This window comes from uncultured Roseobacter sp. (assembly GCF_947488185.1).
GTDB lineage: Bacteria > Pseudomonadota > Alphaproteobacteria > Rhodobacterales > Rhodobacteraceae > Roseobacter.
Map to the genome: position 1 here is coordinate 711,243 of NZ_CANKYM010000003.1, position 16,658 is coordinate 727,900.

General features: G+C 60.6%; 19 protein-coding genes. All 19 read left to right on the forward strand.

Annotation, left to right across the window (positions count from 1 at the left end):
* The first annotated feature begins 257 nt into the window (after positions 1 to 257).
* The 19 genes from Q1A52_RS14650 (at position 258) to Q1A52_RS14740 (ending at position 16,652) form a co-directional block, all read left to right on the forward strand.
* On the forward strand, positions 258 to 752 hold the full coding sequence (locus Q1A52_RS14650; RefSeq protein WP_300016757.1) for a DUF3291 domain-containing protein: 495 nt from the start codon (positions 258 to 260) through the stop codon (positions 750 to 752).
* Positions 749 to 1,243, forward strand: coding sequence for a DUF3291 domain-containing protein (locus tag Q1A52_RS14655; protein ID WP_300016760.1), 495 nt, complete (start codon positions 749 to 751; stop codon positions 1,241 to 1,243). Before Q1A52_RS14650 ends, Q1A52_RS14655 begins: the two co-directional genes overlap by 4 nt.
* Positions 1,244 to 1,248: 5 nt before the next feature.
* Positions 1,249 to 1,572 (forward strand): hypothetical protein, encoded by a 324-nt coding sequence (locus Q1A52_RS14660; RefSeq protein ID WP_299782891.1) that lies wholly within the window; start codon positions 1,249 to 1,251, stop codon positions 1,570 to 1,572.
* A gap of 110 nt (positions 1,573 to 1,682) precedes the next feature.
* A complete protein-coding gene (locus Q1A52_RS14665) occupies positions 1,683 to 2,090 on the forward strand; it encodes a DUF5333 domain-containing protein (RefSeq protein ID WP_300016763.1) in 408 nt (135 codons plus the stop codon).
* 39 nt (positions 2,091 to 2,129) lie between these two features.
* Positions 2,130 to 4,142, forward strand: coding sequence for an NADH-quinone oxidoreductase subunit NuoG (gene nuoG / locus Q1A52_RS14670; RefSeq protein WP_300016766.1), 2,013 nt, complete (start codon positions 2,130 to 2,132; stop codon positions 4,140 to 4,142).
* On the forward strand, positions 4,139 to 4,522 hold the full coding sequence (locus Q1A52_RS14675) for a hypothetical protein (protein WP_300016769.1): 384 nt from the start codon (positions 4,139 to 4,141) through the stop codon (positions 4,520 to 4,522). Before nuoG ends, Q1A52_RS14675 begins: the two co-directional genes overlap by 4 nt.
* Before the next feature lie 6 nt (positions 4,523 to 4,528).
* Positions 4,529 to 5,566: an NADH-quinone oxidoreductase subunit NuoH gene (nuoH, locus tag Q1A52_RS14680; RefSeq protein WP_300016772.1), complete on the forward strand. Its 1,038-nt coding sequence runs from the start codon at positions 4,529 to 4,531 to the stop codon at positions 5,564 to 5,566.
* Between the two features lie 2 nt (positions 5,567 to 5,568).
* Complete coding sequence (locus Q1A52_RS14685) at positions 5,569 to 5,976, forward strand: hypothetical protein (RefSeq protein ID WP_300016775.1); 408 nt, start codon at positions 5,569 to 5,571, stop codon at positions 5,974 to 5,976.
* A complete protein-coding gene (nuoI, locus tag Q1A52_RS14690; RefSeq protein ID WP_195820523.1) occupies positions 5,973 to 6,467 on the forward strand; it encodes an NADH-quinone oxidoreductase subunit NuoI in 495 nt (164 codons plus the stop codon). The genes Q1A52_RS14685 and nuoI overlap by 4 nt, the downstream gene beginning before the upstream one ends.
* Positions 6,464 to 6,847: a carboxymuconolactone decarboxylase family protein gene (locus tag Q1A52_RS14695; RefSeq protein WP_300016778.1), complete on the forward strand. Its 384-nt coding sequence runs from the start codon at positions 6,464 to 6,466 to the stop codon at positions 6,845 to 6,847. Before nuoI ends, Q1A52_RS14695 begins: the two co-directional genes overlap by 4 nt.
* Positions 6,844 to 7,263 (forward strand): carboxymuconolactone decarboxylase family protein, encoded by a 420-nt coding sequence (locus tag Q1A52_RS14700; protein ID WP_300016781.1) that lies wholly within the window; start codon positions 6,844 to 6,846, stop codon positions 7,261 to 7,263. The genes Q1A52_RS14695 and Q1A52_RS14700 overlap by 4 nt, the downstream gene beginning before the upstream one ends.
* Positions 7,260 to 7,862, forward strand: coding sequence for an NADH-quinone oxidoreductase subunit J (locus tag Q1A52_RS14705; protein ID WP_300016785.1), 603 nt, complete (start codon positions 7,260 to 7,262; stop codon positions 7,860 to 7,862). The genes Q1A52_RS14700 and Q1A52_RS14705 overlap by 4 nt, the downstream gene beginning before the upstream one ends.
* 97 nt (positions 7,863 to 7,959) lie before the next feature.
* The gene (nuoK, locus tag Q1A52_RS14710) at positions 7,960 to 8,265 is read left to right on the forward strand and encodes an NADH-quinone oxidoreductase subunit NuoK (RefSeq protein WP_011569388.1); all 306 of its coding nucleotides are present in this window, start codon (positions 7,960 to 7,962) and stop codon (positions 8,263 to 8,265) included.
* 6 nt (positions 8,266 to 8,271) lie between these two features.
* Positions 8,272 to 10,392, forward strand: a complete 2,121-nt coding sequence (gene nuoL, locus Q1A52_RS14715) for an NADH-quinone oxidoreductase subunit L (RefSeq protein WP_300016788.1) — start codon at positions 8,272 to 8,274, stop codon at positions 10,390 to 10,392.
* On the forward strand, positions 10,392 to 11,933 hold the full coding sequence (locus Q1A52_RS14720; RefSeq protein ID WP_300016791.1) for an NADH-quinone oxidoreductase subunit M: 1,542 nt from the start codon (positions 10,392 to 10,394) through the stop codon (positions 11,931 to 11,933). The genes nuoL and Q1A52_RS14720 overlap by 1 nt, the downstream gene beginning before the upstream one ends.
* 11 nt (positions 11,934 to 11,944) lie before the next feature.
* Positions 11,945 to 13,387, forward strand: a complete 1,443-nt coding sequence (gene nuoN, locus Q1A52_RS14725) for an NADH-quinone oxidoreductase subunit NuoN (protein ID WP_300016794.1) — start codon at positions 11,945 to 11,947, stop codon at positions 13,385 to 13,387.
* A 56-nt stretch (positions 13,388 to 13,443) separates the two neighbouring features.
* On the forward strand, positions 13,444 to 14,193 hold the full coding sequence (locus Q1A52_RS14730) for a biotin--[acetyl-CoA-carboxylase] ligase (RefSeq protein ID WP_300016796.1): 750 nt from the start codon (positions 13,444 to 13,446) through the stop codon (positions 14,191 to 14,193).
* A 12-nt stretch (positions 14,194 to 14,205) separates the two neighbouring features.
* The gene (locus Q1A52_RS14735) at positions 14,206 to 14,979 is read left to right on the forward strand and encodes a type III pantothenate kinase (RefSeq protein WP_299782919.1); all 774 of its coding nucleotides are present in this window, start codon (positions 14,206 to 14,208) and stop codon (positions 14,977 to 14,979) included.
* A gap of 5 nt (positions 14,980 to 14,984) precedes the next feature.
* Positions 14,985 to 16,652, forward strand: coding sequence for a ribonuclease J (locus Q1A52_RS14740; protein WP_300016799.1), 1,668 nt, complete (start codon positions 14,985 to 14,987; stop codon positions 16,650 to 16,652).
* Positions 16,653 to 16,658 lie beyond the last annotated feature (6 nt).

Sequence of the window (16,658 nt, forward strand, 5' to 3'; positions counted from 1 at the left end):
ACGGTGCCTGTCCTGCATGCGGCTACGACAATGGCACGCAATATGGCGCCTTCGATTGTCGGGACTGTGGTCAATTCATTGAATATGCAAAGGCACCATCACGCCCTGTCCGAATGGCTAAGGGTAACTGGCACATCTATCTTGTCGGAGGTATTGTCTTGGCGGCGGTTGTCATCGCGCTGGGGACACTTGCGGATCCTTACATTAGCTGGGAACCGCGTGGTTTGTTCAGGCACGGCCTCGAGTAAGATGCTTCCATGACTGTTGCCCGCCACCTCGCTGAATTCAACATCGGCATCCTCCAATACGATTGGGACGATCCGCGTGTGGCGGATTTCGTGAACGGGATGGACCTTGTGAACGGGATCGCGCAACGCAGTCCGGGTTTTGTGTGGATGATGGACGAGGAGGCGATGGAGACGGCGCAAACTGATCCCGACGGGCCGCTCGGGGGCAACCCGCGCACGGCCTCGACGCTCTCGGTCTGGGAGGACGCCGAAAGCCTTGAGCACTTTGTCTGGAACACGGTGCACAAGCAGTTCTATGACCGGAAGGAAGAATGGTACGGCGCGGTTGAGACGCTGCGGCTGGTGATGTGGTGGGTCCCGGAAGGGCATCGGCCCTCCATCGAGGAAGCCATGGCGCGGTTCCGTCATCTGGAACAACACGGCGAAACGGAACATGCCTTTGGCTGGTCGCATCTGAAAGATGCTCAGCTCTGGAAGCAAAAGCAATGCGGGACCGCGGCATGATCGGACATCATCTTGCTGAACTCAATGTGGGTCGCCTTGTCGCCCCCATCGATGATCCGCGCGTCGCTGACTTCATGGCGAACCTCGACCGGATCAACGGGTTGGGCAAGCGCATGCCGGGGTTCGTGTGGATGATGGAAGGCTCTGGCGCGCCGGGCACCGGCAATACGGAAAACGCGATCGGGGGCGATCCGCTCTTTGTACCGAACCTGAGTGTCTGGGAAACGGCTGAGGCGCTGGAGACCTTTGTCTGGGGGACCATCCACAAGCAGTTCTACGACCGGCGGGCCGAATGGTTCGAGGTGCTCGGAGAGATGCATTTTGTGATGTGGTGGGTGCCCGAAGGGCATGAACCGACGCTTCAGGAAGCGCTCGACCGGTTGGAACACCTGAAAAAACATGGGGACAGCGACCACGCCTTTGGCTGGGCGCATTTAAAAGAGGCCCACCTGTGGCAGCGCAATACCTGCGCGCCGGTGGCGGCGGAGTGAGTGTCATGAGATTTACCGTTGGAAGTTTGATTGTTTGCGCCGTGCTCGCCGGATGCAGCAGCGATGCAGAGAAATTGCGGTTCGACGGGCAGTTCTACCGTACGAAATTGTCCGATCTGGACGAGCGGCACAAGTTCCAGGTGACGGCCTCACCGGTATCGGCCTCGCTGGAAGGGGCCCGTGAGGCAGCGCGCTATGAGGCGACGGTATTCTGTGTGAACGAATATGGCAGTTCCGCCATCGAATGGGTTGTGGGGCCCGATGACCCTGATGAGGCGCTGCCCATCGACAACAACACGCTGACATTGCAGGGGGCCTGCCCGCAGTGACCCCACGCGTCGCATATCTGGCGTCTCGCCGCATGTTATTGCATAGCAAGACCTGCGCTCCCCATTTCATGGGGTGGATGGGGCATACTGCCCTGCGCAGGAGACCGGATATGAAAAAGAGTGTTGTGACGTTGGCCACGGTGGCCGCGTTGACCGTAACAGGTGCGACCGCTGACAACCCGCCACTGCGGGAAGTGAAATCCATTGATGATGGGCTTTTTGTGGTCGGTCTCGCCGACCAAATCCGCAAGAATTGCCCCGACATTTCGGCACGGGTCTTCCGGGCGCTGGGAGCTCTGCAGGATTTGCATTCTCAGGCGCTTGCGATGGGCTACACGAAGTCGGAGATTGATGCCCATATCGACTCGGATGCGGAAAAAGACCGTCTGCGCACCCGCGCGGCAGACTATATGGCCGCGCAAGGACTGAAGCCGGACGCGGCGGGATACTGTGCCCTGGGCAGGGCGGAAATTGAACGTAACAGCACCGTTGGTGTGCTGCTGCGCGAACAGAATTGATCTGCGGCCAAGGCTGCATGTGGAACAAAGGCACATGATATGAGCGACTTACGCAAAGTCATAATTGATGATCAGGAAGTCGAGGTAGACGGCGCGATGACGCTGATCCAGGCCTGCGAAGAGGCCGGCATCGAGATCCCGCGCTTTTGTTACCACGAGCGGCTGACGATTGCGGGCAACTGCCGCATGTGTCTGGTCGAAGTGGTGGGCGGGCCACCGAAACCTGCGGCCTCCTGCGCGATGCAGGTCAAGGATTTGCGGCCCGGACCCGAGGGCCAGCCGCCAGTCGTGAAAACGAACTCGCCCATGGTCAAGAAGGCGCGCGAAGGCGTTATGGAATTCCTGCTCATCAACCACCCGCTCGATTGCCCGATCTGTGACCAGGGTGGCGAGTGCGATCTGCAGGATCAGGCGATGGCTTACGGTGTGGATTTCTCGCGCTACCGCGAGCCCAAGCGCGCGACGGAAGACCTTGATCTCGGCCCGTTGGTCGAGACCCATATGACGCGCTGCATTTCCTGCACACGCTGTGTGCGGTTCACCACGGAAGTGGCGGGTATTCACCAGATGGGCCAGACCGGGCGTGGCGAGGATGCGGAGATCACGTCGTACCTGGGCCAGACGTTGGATTCGAATTTGCAGGGTAATATCATCGACTTGTGCCCCGTGGGCGCCTTGGTCTCCAAGCCCTACGCCTTCACCGCACGGCCCTGGGAGCTGACCAAGACCGAGAGTATCGATGTGATGGATGCGCTGGGATCCAACATCCGCGTTGACACCAAAGGGCGCGAAGTGATGCGCTTTCTGCCGCGCAACCATGACGGCGTGAACGAGGAATGGATTTCGGACAAAACGCGGTTCGTCTGGGACGGGTTGCGGCGGCAGCGGCTGGACAAGCCGTACATCCGTGAGAACGGCAAGCTGCGGGCGGCCACGTGGCCGGAGGCGCTGAGCGCGGCGGCACAGGCGATGGCAGGGAAATCGGTTGCGGGTGTTATCGGCGATCTGGCCCCGGTAGAAGCGATCTATGCGCTGAAACAGATGGTCGAAGGTCGCGGCGGCGTTGTCGAATGCCGCACCGCGGGCACGCAACTGCCAGACACCAACCGCTCGGCCTACATGGGCACAGCGGTCATCGAGGATATCGACACGGCGCGTAACATCCTGCTGATCGGGTCGAACCCGGCGGTGGAGGCGCCGGTGCTGAACGCACGTATCCGCAAGGCCTGGACGCAGGGTGCCGATATCGCTCTGGTGGGCGAAGAGGTCGATCTGACCTATGAGTATGCCCATTTTGGAGGCGGTCCTGCAGATCTGACCAAGTATCGCGACTGCGCGGTAGAGAACCTCTCGGACAACGGGCTGGTGATTGTTGGCCAGGGGGCGCTGCGGCGTCCCGACGGGTTGGCGGTGCTGGCCGAGGCGATGGCGATTGCCGAGGCGGCGGGCGCGGGCTTCATGGTGCTGCACACGGCGGCAAGCCGTGTTGGCGCGCTGGATGTGGGCGCAACCAACCCGGGCGGTATGGAGGCGGTGGCGCAGGCGGAGGTGATCTACAACCTTGGCGCCGATGAATTCGATATCGATGCCGGCCCCTTCGTGATCTATCAGGGCAGCCACGGTGACCGGGGCGCACATCGGGCGGACATCATCCTGCCGGGCGCGGCCTATACCGAAGAGCCGGGCCTGTTTGTGAACACCGAAGGCCGCCCGCAATTGGCCTTGCGCGCCGGATTTGCCCCAGGGGACGCCAAGGAAAACTGGGCGATCCTGCGCGCGCTTTCGGCTGAAATGGGTGCTCAGCTGCCCTATGACAGTATTGGACAGCTGCGCAAGATGCTGGTGGATGAGATTTCTCATCTGGGTAAGATTGACGAGATCGCCGAGACAACCCTTCGCCCGATTGAAGGGGGCACCCTGTCGAATGCGCCCTTCAAACAGGCGATCACCGATTTCTACCTGACCAACCCGATTGCACGTGCGTCCGAACTGATGGCAGAACTTAGCGCGAACGCCAAGGCACGCCGACAGGAAGCGATTGCAGCTGAATGAGGCGGATCGCGCTCATATCCCCCTTGGCGCTTGTGGCCTGCGCGCCGCCCGTACCAATGGCAGAGGATTTCATCCCTGATTATCTCGGGGTTGAGACAGTGCCGCTGGACGGCGATCTCGTGCAATTTAACGTGGCCATGACCAAAGCACTCTCCGAGCAGGATGTGCGGCGCTATGCTGAATGCGCGGCGGCGCAATATACCATGGACCGCGGATACGGATTTGTACGACATTTGCGCACAAATGTGACCGAAGAGGGTGGCGTGTGGGCAGCAGATGCTGTTTACACGATTTCGCCAACCCTGCCTGACGGGCTAGCTACAGTCGACGCCGAAGTCACCGTGGCCGCTTGCAAGGAAACTGGAATACCGACGGTGTGAGGACCTATGGCTGACTTCTTTACCACCCCCGGCGGCATTGCCGTCCTGATCCTGGCACAGGTGCTGGCGGTGATCGGCTTTGTCATGGTGTCGCTGCTCTTTCTGGTCTACGGCGACCGCAAGATCTGGGCCGCCGTACAGATGCGGCGCGGGCCCAACGTGGTGGGCACCTTCGGGCTGCTGCAGACCGTGGCGGATGCGCTGAAATACGTGGTGAAAGAGGTTGTTGTGCCTGCGGGTGCGGACAAGACGGTCTTCATGCTGGCCCCGCTCACCTCCTTTGTGCTGGCGCTGATCGCCTGGGCGGTGATCCCGTTCAACGAGAGCTGGGTTTTGTCCGACATCAACGTCGCGATCCTTTTTGTCTTCGCGGTCTCCTCGCTGGAGGTTTATGGCGTGATTATGGGCGGCTGGGCGTCGAACTCGAAGTATCCGTTTCTGGGGAGCTTGCGCTCGGCGGCGCAGATGATCTCTTACGAGGTCTCGCTGGGGCTGATCATCATCGGGGTGATCATTTCGACCGGCAGCATGAATTTCGGCGGCATAGTGGCCGCACAGGACGGGCCGTATGGCTTCTTCAGCTGGTACTGGCTGCCGCATTTCCCGATGGTGTTTTTGTTCTTCATCAGCTGTCTGGCCGAGACCAACCGCCCGCCGTTTGACCTGCCGGAAGCGGAATCCGAACTGGTGGCAGGCTACCAGGTGGAGTATTCCTCGACGCCCTTCCTGCTCTTCATGGCGGGGGAATATATCGCGATTTTCCTGATGTGCGCGCTGACCTCGCTGCTGTTCTTTGGTGGCTGGCTGTCGCCCATTCCCGGGCTGCCCGATGGTGCGCTCTGGATGGTGGCCAAGATGGCATTCTTCTTCTTCATCTTCGCGATGGTGAAGGCGATCACGCCGCGTTATCGCTATGACCAGCTGATGCGGCTGGGCTGGAAAGTCTTCCTGCCGTTCAGCCTTGTCTGGGTGGTTTTCGTGGCGTTTGCTGCCAAATTCGACTGGTTCTGGGGCGCTTATGCTCGCTGGGGCATGGGAGGGTGAAGATGGCTGCTGCAATCCTCAGTCTCTCCGGTACGATGCACGGCTCTGCCGCAGTCGCAGACTGCGAAGCTGCATTCACGCGGTGGATTGAAGCGTTGCCTGAACATCAGGTGGCGGGTGCGCAGGAAATGTACATGAATGCAAAGACCCATGCTGGCAAAGAACAAGCTATGGCCATCTACAAGTACATCGACGAAATGGTGAAGGTTAAATTCAACCTGGAGCGGGACCGACCGGTAAGCTCCACCGCAGCAACTCGATTCATACTGGTTGATGATTGGCTGACATGCACGGAAGAGCTTGGGTATGAGCCTGAATATCCGTCCGAGATCGAGTTCTTCGACGGCTTTTACGAGACAATTGGCAAAGAACGAAGCTCACTGAGGCAAACAGCGGAGGCTGCTCAATGACACAGATCGACTACACCCGCGCCGCCAAATATTTCCTGCTGCAGGATGTCTGGACCGGCATGAAACTGGGGCTGAAATACTTCTTTGCCCCAAAGGCGACGATCAACTATCCGCATGAAAAGGGGCCGCTATCGCCCCGGTTCCGCGGCGAACATGCGCTGCGCCGCTATCCGAATGGCGAAGAGCGCTGCATCGCCTGCAAGCTCTGCGAGGCGATCTGCCCCGCGCAGGCGATCACCATTGATGCGGAGCCGCGCGAGGATGGCTCGCGCCGCACCACGCGCTATGACATCGACATGACCAAATGCATCTACTGCGGCTTCTGTCAGGAGGCCTGCCCGGTGGATGCGATTGTCGAGGGCCCGAACTTCGAGTTCTCCACGGAGACCCGCGAAGAGCTTTACTACGACAAGGAAAAGCTGCTGGCCAATGGCGAACGCTGGGAGGCCGAGATCGCCCGCAACCTGGAACTGGATGCGCCGTACAGATGACCACCTCTGACGCATATACGCGCGGCAAGGCGATGGCGGAGGCCACGAACCCGGGCATCGAGGATGCGCTGGCGGCGCGCTATGACGCCATCCTGCCGGGGTTCTCGACCTCTATGATGGAAGTGGCGTTTGGGCATTACTACACGCGCGACGGGCTGGACGATAAGACGCGGTATCTCGCAACCGTCGCCGCATTGGCGGCGTTGGGTGGACAGACCGGGCCGCAGCTCAAGGTGCACATCCGCAACGCGCTACGCTCTGGCGCGACCCAGCGCGAGGTGGCCGAGGTGATCAACCAGATGGCGCTTTACGGCGGCTTCCCGGCGATGATCAACGCGCTCAATTCCGCGCTTGAGGTCTTCGAGGAGGAGGCCGCATGAGCGATCCGAAAAACCCCTTCGAGGGTGCCAACCCCTTTGCCGCGATGTTCAGCCAGGCGAAGGAGATGGCCAAGAGCTTCCCTGCGATGGAGGCGTTTTCGCCCAAGGGCTTCGAGAAGATGATGGGCACGATGCCCAAGGACATGATGGAAATGATGTTCGGCAACGCGCTGAACGAAGGCTCGCTGGATGCGCGTACGCGCATGTTGTTGACGCTCGCGGGGCTGACCATGCAGGGCGCACAGAATGACGTGGCCTTCCGGCAAGCGGTGCGCCACGCGCTGGAGGCCGGGGCGACCGAGCAGCACATTGTTGAGACGATCGGCCAGATGTCGATGTTTGCAGGTCTGCCTGCGATGACACGCGCGCTGGAACTGGCCCAGCAGGTGCTCGACGAAGGAAAGGACGAAGAATGACGGTTTTTGCCTTTTATCTCTTTGCGGTCAGCGTGATTGCGGGCGGGCTCTTTACGGTCATCAGCCGCAATCCGGTGCATTCGGTGCTCTGGCTGATCCTTGCGTTTCTGAGCTCCGCCGGACTCTTCGTGCTGCTGGGGGCCGAGTTCGTGGCCATGCTGCTGATCATCGTCTACGTGGGCGCGGTGGCGGTGCTGTTCCTCTTTGTCGTCATGATGCTCGATGTCGATTTCGCGGAGCTGAAGGCGGAGATGGCGAAATACATGCCGCTGGCGCTGCTGATTGCCGTGGTGATCCTGATGCAATTCGTCATGGCGTTTGGGTCGTGGGAAGCCAATGCCGCTGCGGAAGGTCTGCGCGCGAACGTCACGCCTGTTGATCGGCACAACACCGAGGCGCTGGGGATGATACTCTATGACCAGTATTTCCTCTTGTTCCAACTGGCCGGTTTGATCCTGCTGGTCGCGATGATCGGGGCGATTGTGCTGACACTGCGTCACCGTTCGGATGTGAAACGCCAGGATGTTGTGGCCCAGATGATGCGCGACCCGGCCCTGGCGATGGAACTCAAAGACGTTAAACCGGGGCAGGGTTTGTGATGGACGGAGATCAGGTTGCCATACTGATTGCCATAGGTGTTGCCGTTGTTGCGGCGTTTGGATACTTCAACCGGTCGTAGACGCCGGGAGGGACAGAATGATTGGACTAGAACACTACCTCACCGTGGCGGCGACGCTCTTTGTCATCGGCATCTTCGGGCTGTTTCTCAACCGCAAGAACATCATCATCCTGCTGATGAGCATCGAACTGATGCTGCTGGCGGTGAACATCAACCTTGTCGCCTTCTCCAGCTTTCTGGATGATCTGGTGGGGCAGGTGTTCACGCTCTTTGTGCTCACGGTGGCTGCGGCGGAGGCGGCAATTGGATTGGCCATTCTGGTCTGTTTTTTCCGCAACCGCGGCACCATCGCCGTGGAAGACGTCAACGTGATGAAGGGCTAAGACATCATGGAAACCATCATCCTCTTTGCCCCGCTGGTCGGCGCGCTCTTGTGCGGTTTCGGTTGGCGAATCTTTGGCGAGACGGCGGCGATGTGGATTTCCACGTCCCTTCTCTTTGTCTCGGCCATTCTCAGCTGGGTTGTCTTCCTGACTTTTGACGGCACGACCGAGCAGATCCAAATCCTGCGCTTTATTGAAAGCGGCACGCTGAGCACCGATTGGGCGATCCGGCTAGACCGGCTGACGGCGATCATGCTGATCGTGATCACCACGGTGTCCAGCCTCGTGCACCTTTATTCCTTTGGCTACATGGATCACGACCCGCAGTGGAAAGAAGGTGAAGTCTACAAACCGCGCTTCTTCGCCTATCTGTCGTTTTTCACCTTCGCGATGCTGATGCTGGTGACCGCCGACAACCTGGTGCAGATGTTCTTTGGCTGGGAAGGCGTGGGCGTCGCCTCCTACCTGCTGATCGGGTTCTACTACCGCAAACCATCGGCCAATGCCGCGGCGATCAAGGCTTTCGTGGTCAACCGCGTGGGCGATTTCGGCTTTGCGTTGGGGATCTTTGCGCTGTTCTTCCTCACAGATTCGATCAATTTCGACGACGTCTTCGCCGCAGCACCCGATCTGGCAGAGACGCAGCTCAACTTCCTCTGGGGGGAGTGGAATGCGGCCAATCTGGTGGCCTTCCTGCTCTTCATTGGGGCCATGGGCAAGTCGGCGCAGCTGCTGCTGCACACCTGGTTGCCGGACGCGATGGAAGGCCCGACGCCGGTCTCCGCGCTGATCCATGCCGCAACCATGGTGACCGCAGGCGTGTTCCTCGTCTGCCGCATGTCGCCGATCATGGAGTTCGCACCTGAGGCAATGATGTTCGTGACCGTGTTGGGCGCCACCACGGCCTTCTTTGCCGCGACCGTGGGCCTTGTGCAGACCGACATCAAACGCGTGATCGCCTATTCGACCTGTTCGCAGCTCGGCTACATGTTCGTGGCGGCGGGTGTGGGCATGTATTCGGCCGCGATGTTCCATCTCTTCACCCACGCCTTCTTCAAGGCGATGCTGTTTCTGGGCGCGGGCTCGGTCATCCACGCGATGCATCACGAGCAGGACATGATGAACTATGGCGGGCTGCGCAAGAAGATCCCCTATACCTTCTGGGCGATGATGATCGGCACGCTGGCGATCACCGGCGTGGGCATCCCGGTGTGGATCCTGACGCTGGGCGAAATTCCGATTGGGTTTGCAGGCTTCCAGTCCAAGGATGCGATTGTCGAAAGCGCCTATGCCGCAGGCAGCATGTACGGCTTCTGGGCGCTGGTGATCGCGGCGCTTTTCACCAGCTTCTACAGCTGGCGGCTGATGTTCCTGACCTTCTACGGCGAGCCGCGCGGCGACAAGCACACCCATGACCACGCGCATGAAAGCCCGATGACGATGATCGTGCCCTTGGGGGTTCTGAGCCTTGGTGCGATTTTCGCAGGCATGGTCTGGTACGGATCGTTCTTTGGCCACACCGACAAGGTCGCGACCTTCTACGGCATTCCCTACGCGGAAGAAGGCGCGCATGGCGACGATCACGGGGAAGCGAAGGCTGATGACCATGGTGACGATCACGGCGACGCAAAAGGCAAAGAAGGCGAGCATCACTATGCCTTTGCCGGTCAGCCGGGGGAGGGCGCGCTCTACATCGCACCCGACAACACGCTGCTCGATGATGCGCATAAAGTACCCTATTGGGTGAAAACCTCGCCCTTTGCGGCCATGCTGCTGGGCTTCCTGACCGCCTATTGGTTCTACATCAAGAACCCCTCGCTGCCCGGACGTCTGGCCGAGAACCAGCGCCCTCTGTATCTGTTCCTCAAGAACAAGTGGTATTTTGACGAGCTCTATGAGGTCATCTTCGTCGGGCCCGCCAAATGGATCGGCAGCTTCTTCTGGCGGCGCGGGGACGGCGACGTTATTGACGGCGGCCTCAACGGCGTGGCCATGGGCATCATCCCGTTCTTCACCCGTCTCGCAGGCCGCGCGCAGTCCGGCTACATCTTCACCTACGCCTTTGCCATGGTGATCGGCATTGCGGTGCTGGTCACATGGATGTCGCTGAGCGGGGGAGCAAACTGATGGACAACCTTCTGTCGATTGTGACCTTCATCCCTGCCGTGGCAGCGCTGATTCTGCTGGTCTTCCTGCGCGGGGACGATGACGCCGCGAACCGTAACGCCAAGTGGCTGGCGATGGCGGCGACCACGGTGACGTTCCTCGTGTCTCTGTTCATCTTGGCGGAGTTCGACCCCAACGACACCGGCTTTCAGTTCGTGGAAGAGGCGCCCTGGCTGCTGGGTCTGCAGTACAAGATGGGCGTCGATGGAATCTCGGTGCTCTTCGTCATGCTGACCACCTTCATGATGCCGCTGGTGATTGCGGCCTCGTGGAACGTGACCGTGCGGGTCAAGGAATACATGATCGCCTTCCTGATGCTGGAGACGCTGATGCTGGGCGTCTTCATGGCGCTCGATCTGGTGCTGTTCTACCTCTTCTTCGAGGCCGGGTTGATCCCGATGTTCCTGATCATCGGGATCTGGGGCGGCGCGAACCGCATCTATGCGAGCTTCAAGTTCTTCCTCTATACCTTCCTCGGCTCGGTGCTGATGCTGGTGGCGATGGTGGGCATGTTCGCCGAAGCGGGCACCACGGACATAGAGCAGCTGCTGATCCACCAGTTCGATTTCGAGACCTTCAGCCTTGCCGGTGTGACCATCGTGGGCGGGTTTCAGACGCTGCTGTTCCTCGCCTTCTTCGCGAGCTTTGCGGTCAAGATGCCCATGTGGCCGGTGCACACTTGGCTGCCGGATGCACACGTGCAGGCGCCGACCGCCGGGTCGGTCGTGCTGGCCGCGATCCTGCTCAAGATGGGCGGCTATGGCTTCCTGCGCTTCTCGATCCCGATGTTTCCGGTCGGGGCCGAGGTTCTGACGCCGCTGGTGCTGTGGATGAGCGCCATCGCGATTGTCTACACCTCGCTGGTCGCACTTGTGCAGGAGGATATGAAGAAACTGATTGCCTATTCCTCGGTCGCGCATATGGGCTTTGTGACCATGGGCATCTTTGCCGCGAACCAGCAAGGCGTTGATGGCGCGATCTTCCAGATGATCAGCCACGGGTTCATCTCAGGCGCGCTCTTTCTCTGTGTGGGCGTGATCTACGACCGGATGCATACCCGTGAGATCGACGCCTACGGCGGCCTCGTGAACCGGATGCCGGCCTATGCGCTGATCTTCATGCTCTTCACGATGGCGAATGTGGGCCTGCCGGGCACCTCGGGGTTCGTGGGTGAATTCCTGACGCTGGTGGCGATCTTCCAGGTCAATACCTGGGTGGCGGCGGTGGCGACCACCGGCGTGATCTTCTCGGCGGCCTATGCGCTCTGGCTCTATCGCCGGGTGGTCATGGGTGATCTGATCAAGGAGAGTTTGCGCTCGATCTCTGACATGACACCACGTGAGCGCTGGATCTTTGCGCCGCTGGTGGCCATGACGCTGCTGCTGGGTGTCTACCCGGCGCTGGTGCTGGATATCACCGGACCTGCAGTCGCGGCTCTGGTTTCAAACTACGATACGGCGCTGGCCGCGGCAGAAGCCGCCTCCCAGCTTGCGTCGAACTGAAGGATTAACGCATGACTTCCGCTGATCTGACCCTCGTGCTGCCGGAAATCCTGCTGGCGGTCTATGCCATGGTGATGCTGCTGGTCGCGGTCTACACCTCCAAGGACGGGCTGGCCTCGACGCTGGTCTGGATGACCGCCGGGGTGATGGTGGCCCTGGCCGCCTATATCGGTGTCACCGGCGAAGGGGCCAAGAGCGCCTTCAACGGCATGCTGATGATCGACGGCTTTGCGCGGTTTGCCAAGGTGACGATCCTGCTGGCCGCAGCGTCGGTGCTGATCATGTCGGAAGGCTACATGAAATCCCGCGATCTGCTGCGGTTCGAATACCCGCTGCTGGTGGCGTTGAGCGCCGTGGGCATGATGGTCATGGTCTCGGCGGCGGATCTGATGGCGCTTTACATGGGGCTCGAGCTGCAATCGCTGGCGCTCTATGTGGTGGCCTCACTGCGCCGGGACAGCGTGAAATCCACCGAAGCGGGTCTCAAGTATTTCGTGCTGGGCGCGCTGTCCTCTGGTCTGCTGCTCTATGGCGCGTCGCTGGTCTATGGCTATGCGGGCACCACGCTCTTCTCTGGCATCATCGAAACCGCGCAGGCGGGGGAGGTCTCGCTGGGCCTGCTATTTGGTCTCGTGTTCCTGATGGCGGGCATGGCGTTCAAGGTCTCCGCTGTACCGTTCCACATGTGGACGCCGGACGTCTACGAAGGCTCACCCACCCCGGTCACCGCCTTTTTCGCCACCGCCCCCAAGGTCGCCGCGATGGGACTTTTCGCGCGGGTGCTGCATGATGCCTTTGGCAATGCGGTCAGCGACTGGAGCCAGATCGTGGCACTGCTGTCGGTCTTGTCCATGTTCCTCGGTGCCGTGGCAGCGATTGGTCAGACCAATATCAAACGTCTGATGGCCTTCTCCTCAATTGCCCATATGGGCTATGCGCTGATGGGGCTGGCGGCAGGCACCGTGCTCGGCGTGCAGGCGATGCTGATCTACATGGCCATTTATGTGACCATGAACGTGGGCACCTTCGCCTTCATCCTGATGATGGAAAAAGACGGCCAGCCGGTGACCGATATCGCGGCGCTGAACATGTACGCCAAGCGCGAACCGGGCAAGGCGCTGGCGATGCTGGTGCTGCTGTTCTCTCTCGCAGGCGTGCCGCCGATGCTGGGCTTCTTCGGTAAGTTCTACGTGCTGCGCGCGGCCTATGAGGCGGATCTGGCGTGGCTGGCAATTGCCGGTGTGGTCGCGTCGGTCATCGGTGCCTATTACTACCTGCGCATCGTCTTCTACATGTACTTCGGCGACGAAAATGCCGATGGGCTGGACAGTGGCGGCTCCACCATACTCTGGGGTTTCCTGATGGCGTCAGCGGCCGTGATGGTGCTGGGCATTGCCAATATGTTCGGCGTGGAATCTGCGGCCGCAGCAGCCGCAGCGACACTTGTCAACTGACCATCCTGCGTCTGGTCCCCTGATCCTCCGGGAGAAGACGTTGAGCCGAGGACCCCATGATCGGTTGGCCTGAAGGATACGGGCGGCATGTCTTGCCCCAGGTCGACTCGACCCTGGACGAGGTACAGCGCCGCGCCGGATCAGAACCGGCGCCATTCTGGCTCCTTGCGCACAAGCAGACCGCAGCGCGTGGACGGCGCGGGCGGGCCTGGTCGATGCCCGAGGGCAATTTTGCCGCCACTTTGCTGTTACGTCCGGCAGAACCTCCACATGTCGCCGCTCTGCGTTCCTTTGTCATGTCGCTGGCGCTGCACCGCGCCTTTGTCGAGGTCTGCGGGCGGGCGGATGCCTTTGCCCTGAAATGGCCAAACGATGTGCTGCTGCGCGGTGGCAAGGTGGCAGGCATTCTGCTCGAAAGCACCGGGCAGGGGGCTGCGATGGGGCCGCTGGCCATCGGCGTTGGCGTGAACCTCGTCGCGGCCCCAGTGGCGGATGAGGTAGAGGCGGGGGCTGTGCAACCGGTGTCGCTGCGCGGTGAGACGGGGATCACCGTGGGACCAGAGGCCTTTCTGGACGCCCTGGCCCGCGCTTATGCGCCGTTGGAGCAACAGTTCACAACCTTGGGCTTTGCGCCGATCCGCGCCGCCTGGATGGAGCATGCCGCGCGCCTTGGGGAAACGATCATTGCGCGCACCGGGCGCGAGGAGATCACCGGCACCTTTGAGGATGTGGACGCGGATGGTAACCTGCTGTTGCGCACGCCCAAAGGGCTCCGTGCTATCGCCGCGGCGGATGTATTTTTTTGAAGGGGGAGTGCCATGCTTCTGGCCATCGACTGCGGCAACACCAACACCGTTTTTGCGATCTGGGATGGCGAGCAGTTTCTGGCGTCATGGCGTACCTCGACGGAGTGGCAGCGCACGGCGGATCAGTATTACGTCTGGTTGAGCACGCTGATGAAACTGCAGGGGATCGAGGCGCAGATCACCGATATGATCATCTCCTCGACGGTGCCGCGGGTGGTCTTCAACCTGCGCGTCATGGCGGATCGGTATTTCAACACGCGGCCTCTCGTGGTGGGTAAACCGGATTGTCTGCTGCCGGTGGATGTGCGGGTGGATCAGGGCACGGCTGTCGGCCCCGACCGGTTGGTGAACACGGTGGCGGGGCATGATCTTTACGGTGGCGACCTGATCATGGTGGATTTTGGCACGGCCACGACCTTTGATGTGGTCGACAGGGATGGGGCCTATATCGGAGGGGTCATTGCGCCGGGCGTGAATCTCAGCCTCGAGGCGCTGCACCAGGCCGCCGCCGCCCTGCCGCATGTAGATATTTCCAAGCCGCAGGCGGTCATCGGCACCAATACGGTGACTTGCATGCAATCAGGTGTTTTTTGGGGTTATGTCGGGCTCGTGCGTGAGATATGTGCCCGGATCAAGGCAGAACGCGAACGCGAGATGCGCGTGATATCAACGGGGGGGCTGGCCCCGCTTTTCCAGCAATCCGAGGCGCTTTTCGACGCTTTCGAGGATGATCTGACAATTCACGGGCTGACCGTGATCCACCAATTCAACAAGGACGCCGCTTAAATAATATGAGCAATGAACGATTGATCTACCTCGCGCTTGGCGGCGCGGGTGAAATTGGCATGAACTGCTATGTCTACGGATACGGTCGCCCGGGCAAGGAGCGGCTGATTGTCGTCGACCTTGGCGTGGCCTTTCCCGACATGGCAACAAGCCCTGGCGTCGATCTGATCCTGCCGGACATCAGCTGGCTGATCGAGCGGCGGGACCAGATTGAGGCGGTGTTCATTACCCACGCCCATGAAGACCACGTCGGCGCTGTGGCGCATACCTATGAGCAGCTCAAGGCGCCGATCTATGCGCGCCCCTTCACAGCCAATATCGCTGCGCGGAAGATGGAAGAACACGGACATCCCGAGGATGCGGTGCAGGTGGTCTCGGCCTGGCCCGAACAGGTGCAGGCGGGGCCGTTCTCCGTGGGTTTCCTGCCGATTTCGCACTCGATCCCGGAAAGCTCGTCGATGGTGATCGACAGCCCGGACGGGCGGGTCATCCACTCCGGTGACTTCAAGCTGGACGAAACCCCGCTGGTGGGTGAGCCATTTGACCCGGAGCTCTGGGCAGAGGTCAGCAAGGGGGGCGTGAAGGCGCTGATCTGCGACAGTACCAATGTCTTTTCCCCGGACCCCGGGCGGTCTGAGGCGAGTGTCGGTCCGGAAATTACCAAACTGGTGCAATCTGCCAAGGGCATGGTGGTCGCCACGACCTTTGCCTCCAACGTCGCGCGTGTGAAAACGCTGGCCGAGGCGGGCGAACGGGCCGGGCGGTCGATCGTTCTGATGGGGCGGGCGATGAAACGCATGGTGGAGGCGGCGGTGGAAACCGGTGTGCTCACCGATTTCCCGCCTGTTGTGCCGCCGGAAGATGCCAAATCGATCCCGCGTGAAAACCTCATGTTGCTGGTGACCGGGTCACAGGGGGAACGCCGCGCGGCCTCTGCTCAGTTGGCGCGAGGCAAGTATCAGGGGATCGAGATGAAAGAGGGTGATCTGTTCCTCTTTTCCTCAAAGACCATTCCGGGCAACGAAAAAGGTGTGATCCGGATCATCAATGCCTTCTCCGAGCAGGGTGTCGATGTGGTCGACGACAGCACCGGGCGCTATCACGTCTCCGGCCATGCGAACCGGCCTGATCTGGAGCGGCTGACGAGCATCGTGAAGCCGCAGGTCGTGATCCCCATGCACGGCGAACACCGGCATCTGCGCGAGCATGTGAAGCTGGCGGAGCACAATGGCATGACCGGGGTTCTGGCGGTGAACGGGATGATGGTGGATCTGTCCGGCAACCAGCCGAAGATCGCGGATTACATCGAGACCGGACGCACCTATCTGGATGGGTCGGTGCAGATCGGCGCGCTGGACGGGGTCGTACGCGACCGGATCCGCATGGCGCTGAACGGGCATGTGGTGGTCACGGTCATTCTGGATGATGAGGATGAACCCTTGGGTGAGCCATGGTGCGAGTTGAAAGGATTGCCGGAAACCGGCAGCAGCCGCGCGTCGCTGGTGGACGTGCTGGAGACCGATCTGGGGCAATGGCTGGCGCGGGCAGGGGCCAAGACCCTGCGCGACGATGACAAGTTACATGAAGGATTGAAACGCACGGTGCGTCAGACAGCACTTGACGAGATCGGGCGCAAACCCGAGGTCACGATTGTTGTCAGCCGTCTGAGCTGAGTTGTC

Bases quoted from the DNA above. Each gene is read 5' to 3' on its own strand.
- Q1A52_RS14650 (WP_300016757.1), top strand. From the start codon at position 258: ATGACTGTTGCCCGCCACCTCGCTGAATTCAACATCGGCATCCTCCAA.
- Q1A52_RS14655 (WP_300016760.1), top strand. From the start codon at position 749: ATGATCGGACATCATCTTGCTGAACTCAATGTGGGTCGCCTTGTCGCC.
- Q1A52_RS14660 (WP_299782891.1), top strand. From the start codon at position 1,249: ATGAGATTTACCGTTGGAAGTTTGATTGTTTGCGCCGTGCTCGCCGGA.
- Q1A52_RS14665 (WP_300016763.1), top strand. From the start codon at position 1,683: ATGAAAAAGAGTGTTGTGACGTTGGCCACGGTGGCCGCGTTGACCGTA.
- nuoG (WP_300016766.1), top strand. From the start codon at position 2,130: ATGAGCGACTTACGCAAAGTCATAATTGATGATCAGGAAGTCGAGGTA.
- Q1A52_RS14675 (WP_300016769.1), top strand. From the start codon at position 4,139: ATGAGGCGGATCGCGCTCATATCCCCCTTGGCGCTTGTGGCCTGCGCG.
- nuoH (WP_300016772.1), top strand. From the start codon at position 4,529: ATGGCTGACTTCTTTACCACCCCCGGCGGCATTGCCGTCCTGATCCTG.
- Q1A52_RS14685 (WP_300016775.1), top strand. From the start codon at position 5,569: ATGGCTGCTGCAATCCTCAGTCTCTCCGGTACGATGCACGGCTCTGCC.
- nuoI (WP_195820523.1), top strand. From the start codon at position 5,973: ATGACACAGATCGACTACACCCGCGCCGCCAAATATTTCCTGCTGCAG.
- Q1A52_RS14695 (WP_300016778.1), top strand. From the start codon at position 6,464: ATGACCACCTCTGACGCATATACGCGCGGCAAGGCGATGGCGGAGGCC.
- Q1A52_RS14700 (WP_300016781.1), top strand. From the start codon at position 6,844: ATGAGCGATCCGAAAAACCCCTTCGAGGGTGCCAACCCCTTTGCCGCG.
- Q1A52_RS14705 (WP_300016785.1), top strand. From the start codon at position 7,260: ATGACGGTTTTTGCCTTTTATCTCTTTGCGGTCAGCGTGATTGCGGGC.
- nuoK (WP_011569388.1), top strand. From the start codon at position 7,960: ATGATTGGACTAGAACACTACCTCACCGTGGCGGCGACGCTCTTTGTC.
- nuoL (WP_300016788.1), top strand. From the start codon at position 8,272: ATGGAAACCATCATCCTCTTTGCCCCGCTGGTCGGCGCGCTCTTGTGC.
- Q1A52_RS14720 (WP_300016791.1), top strand. From the start codon at position 10,392: ATGGACAACCTTCTGTCGATTGTGACCTTCATCCCTGCCGTGGCAGCG.
- nuoN (WP_300016794.1), top strand. From the start codon at position 11,945: ATGACTTCCGCTGATCTGACCCTCGTGCTGCCGGAAATCCTGCTGGCG.
- Q1A52_RS14730 (WP_300016796.1), top strand. From the start codon at position 13,444: ATGATCGGTTGGCCTGAAGGATACGGGCGGCATGTCTTGCCCCAGGTC.
- Q1A52_RS14735 (WP_299782919.1), top strand. From the start codon at position 14,206: ATGCTTCTGGCCATCGACTGCGGCAACACCAACACCGTTTTTGCGATC.
- Q1A52_RS14740 (WP_300016799.1), top strand. From the start codon at position 14,985: ATGAGCAATGAACGATTGATCTACCTCGCGCTTGGCGGCGCGGGTGAA.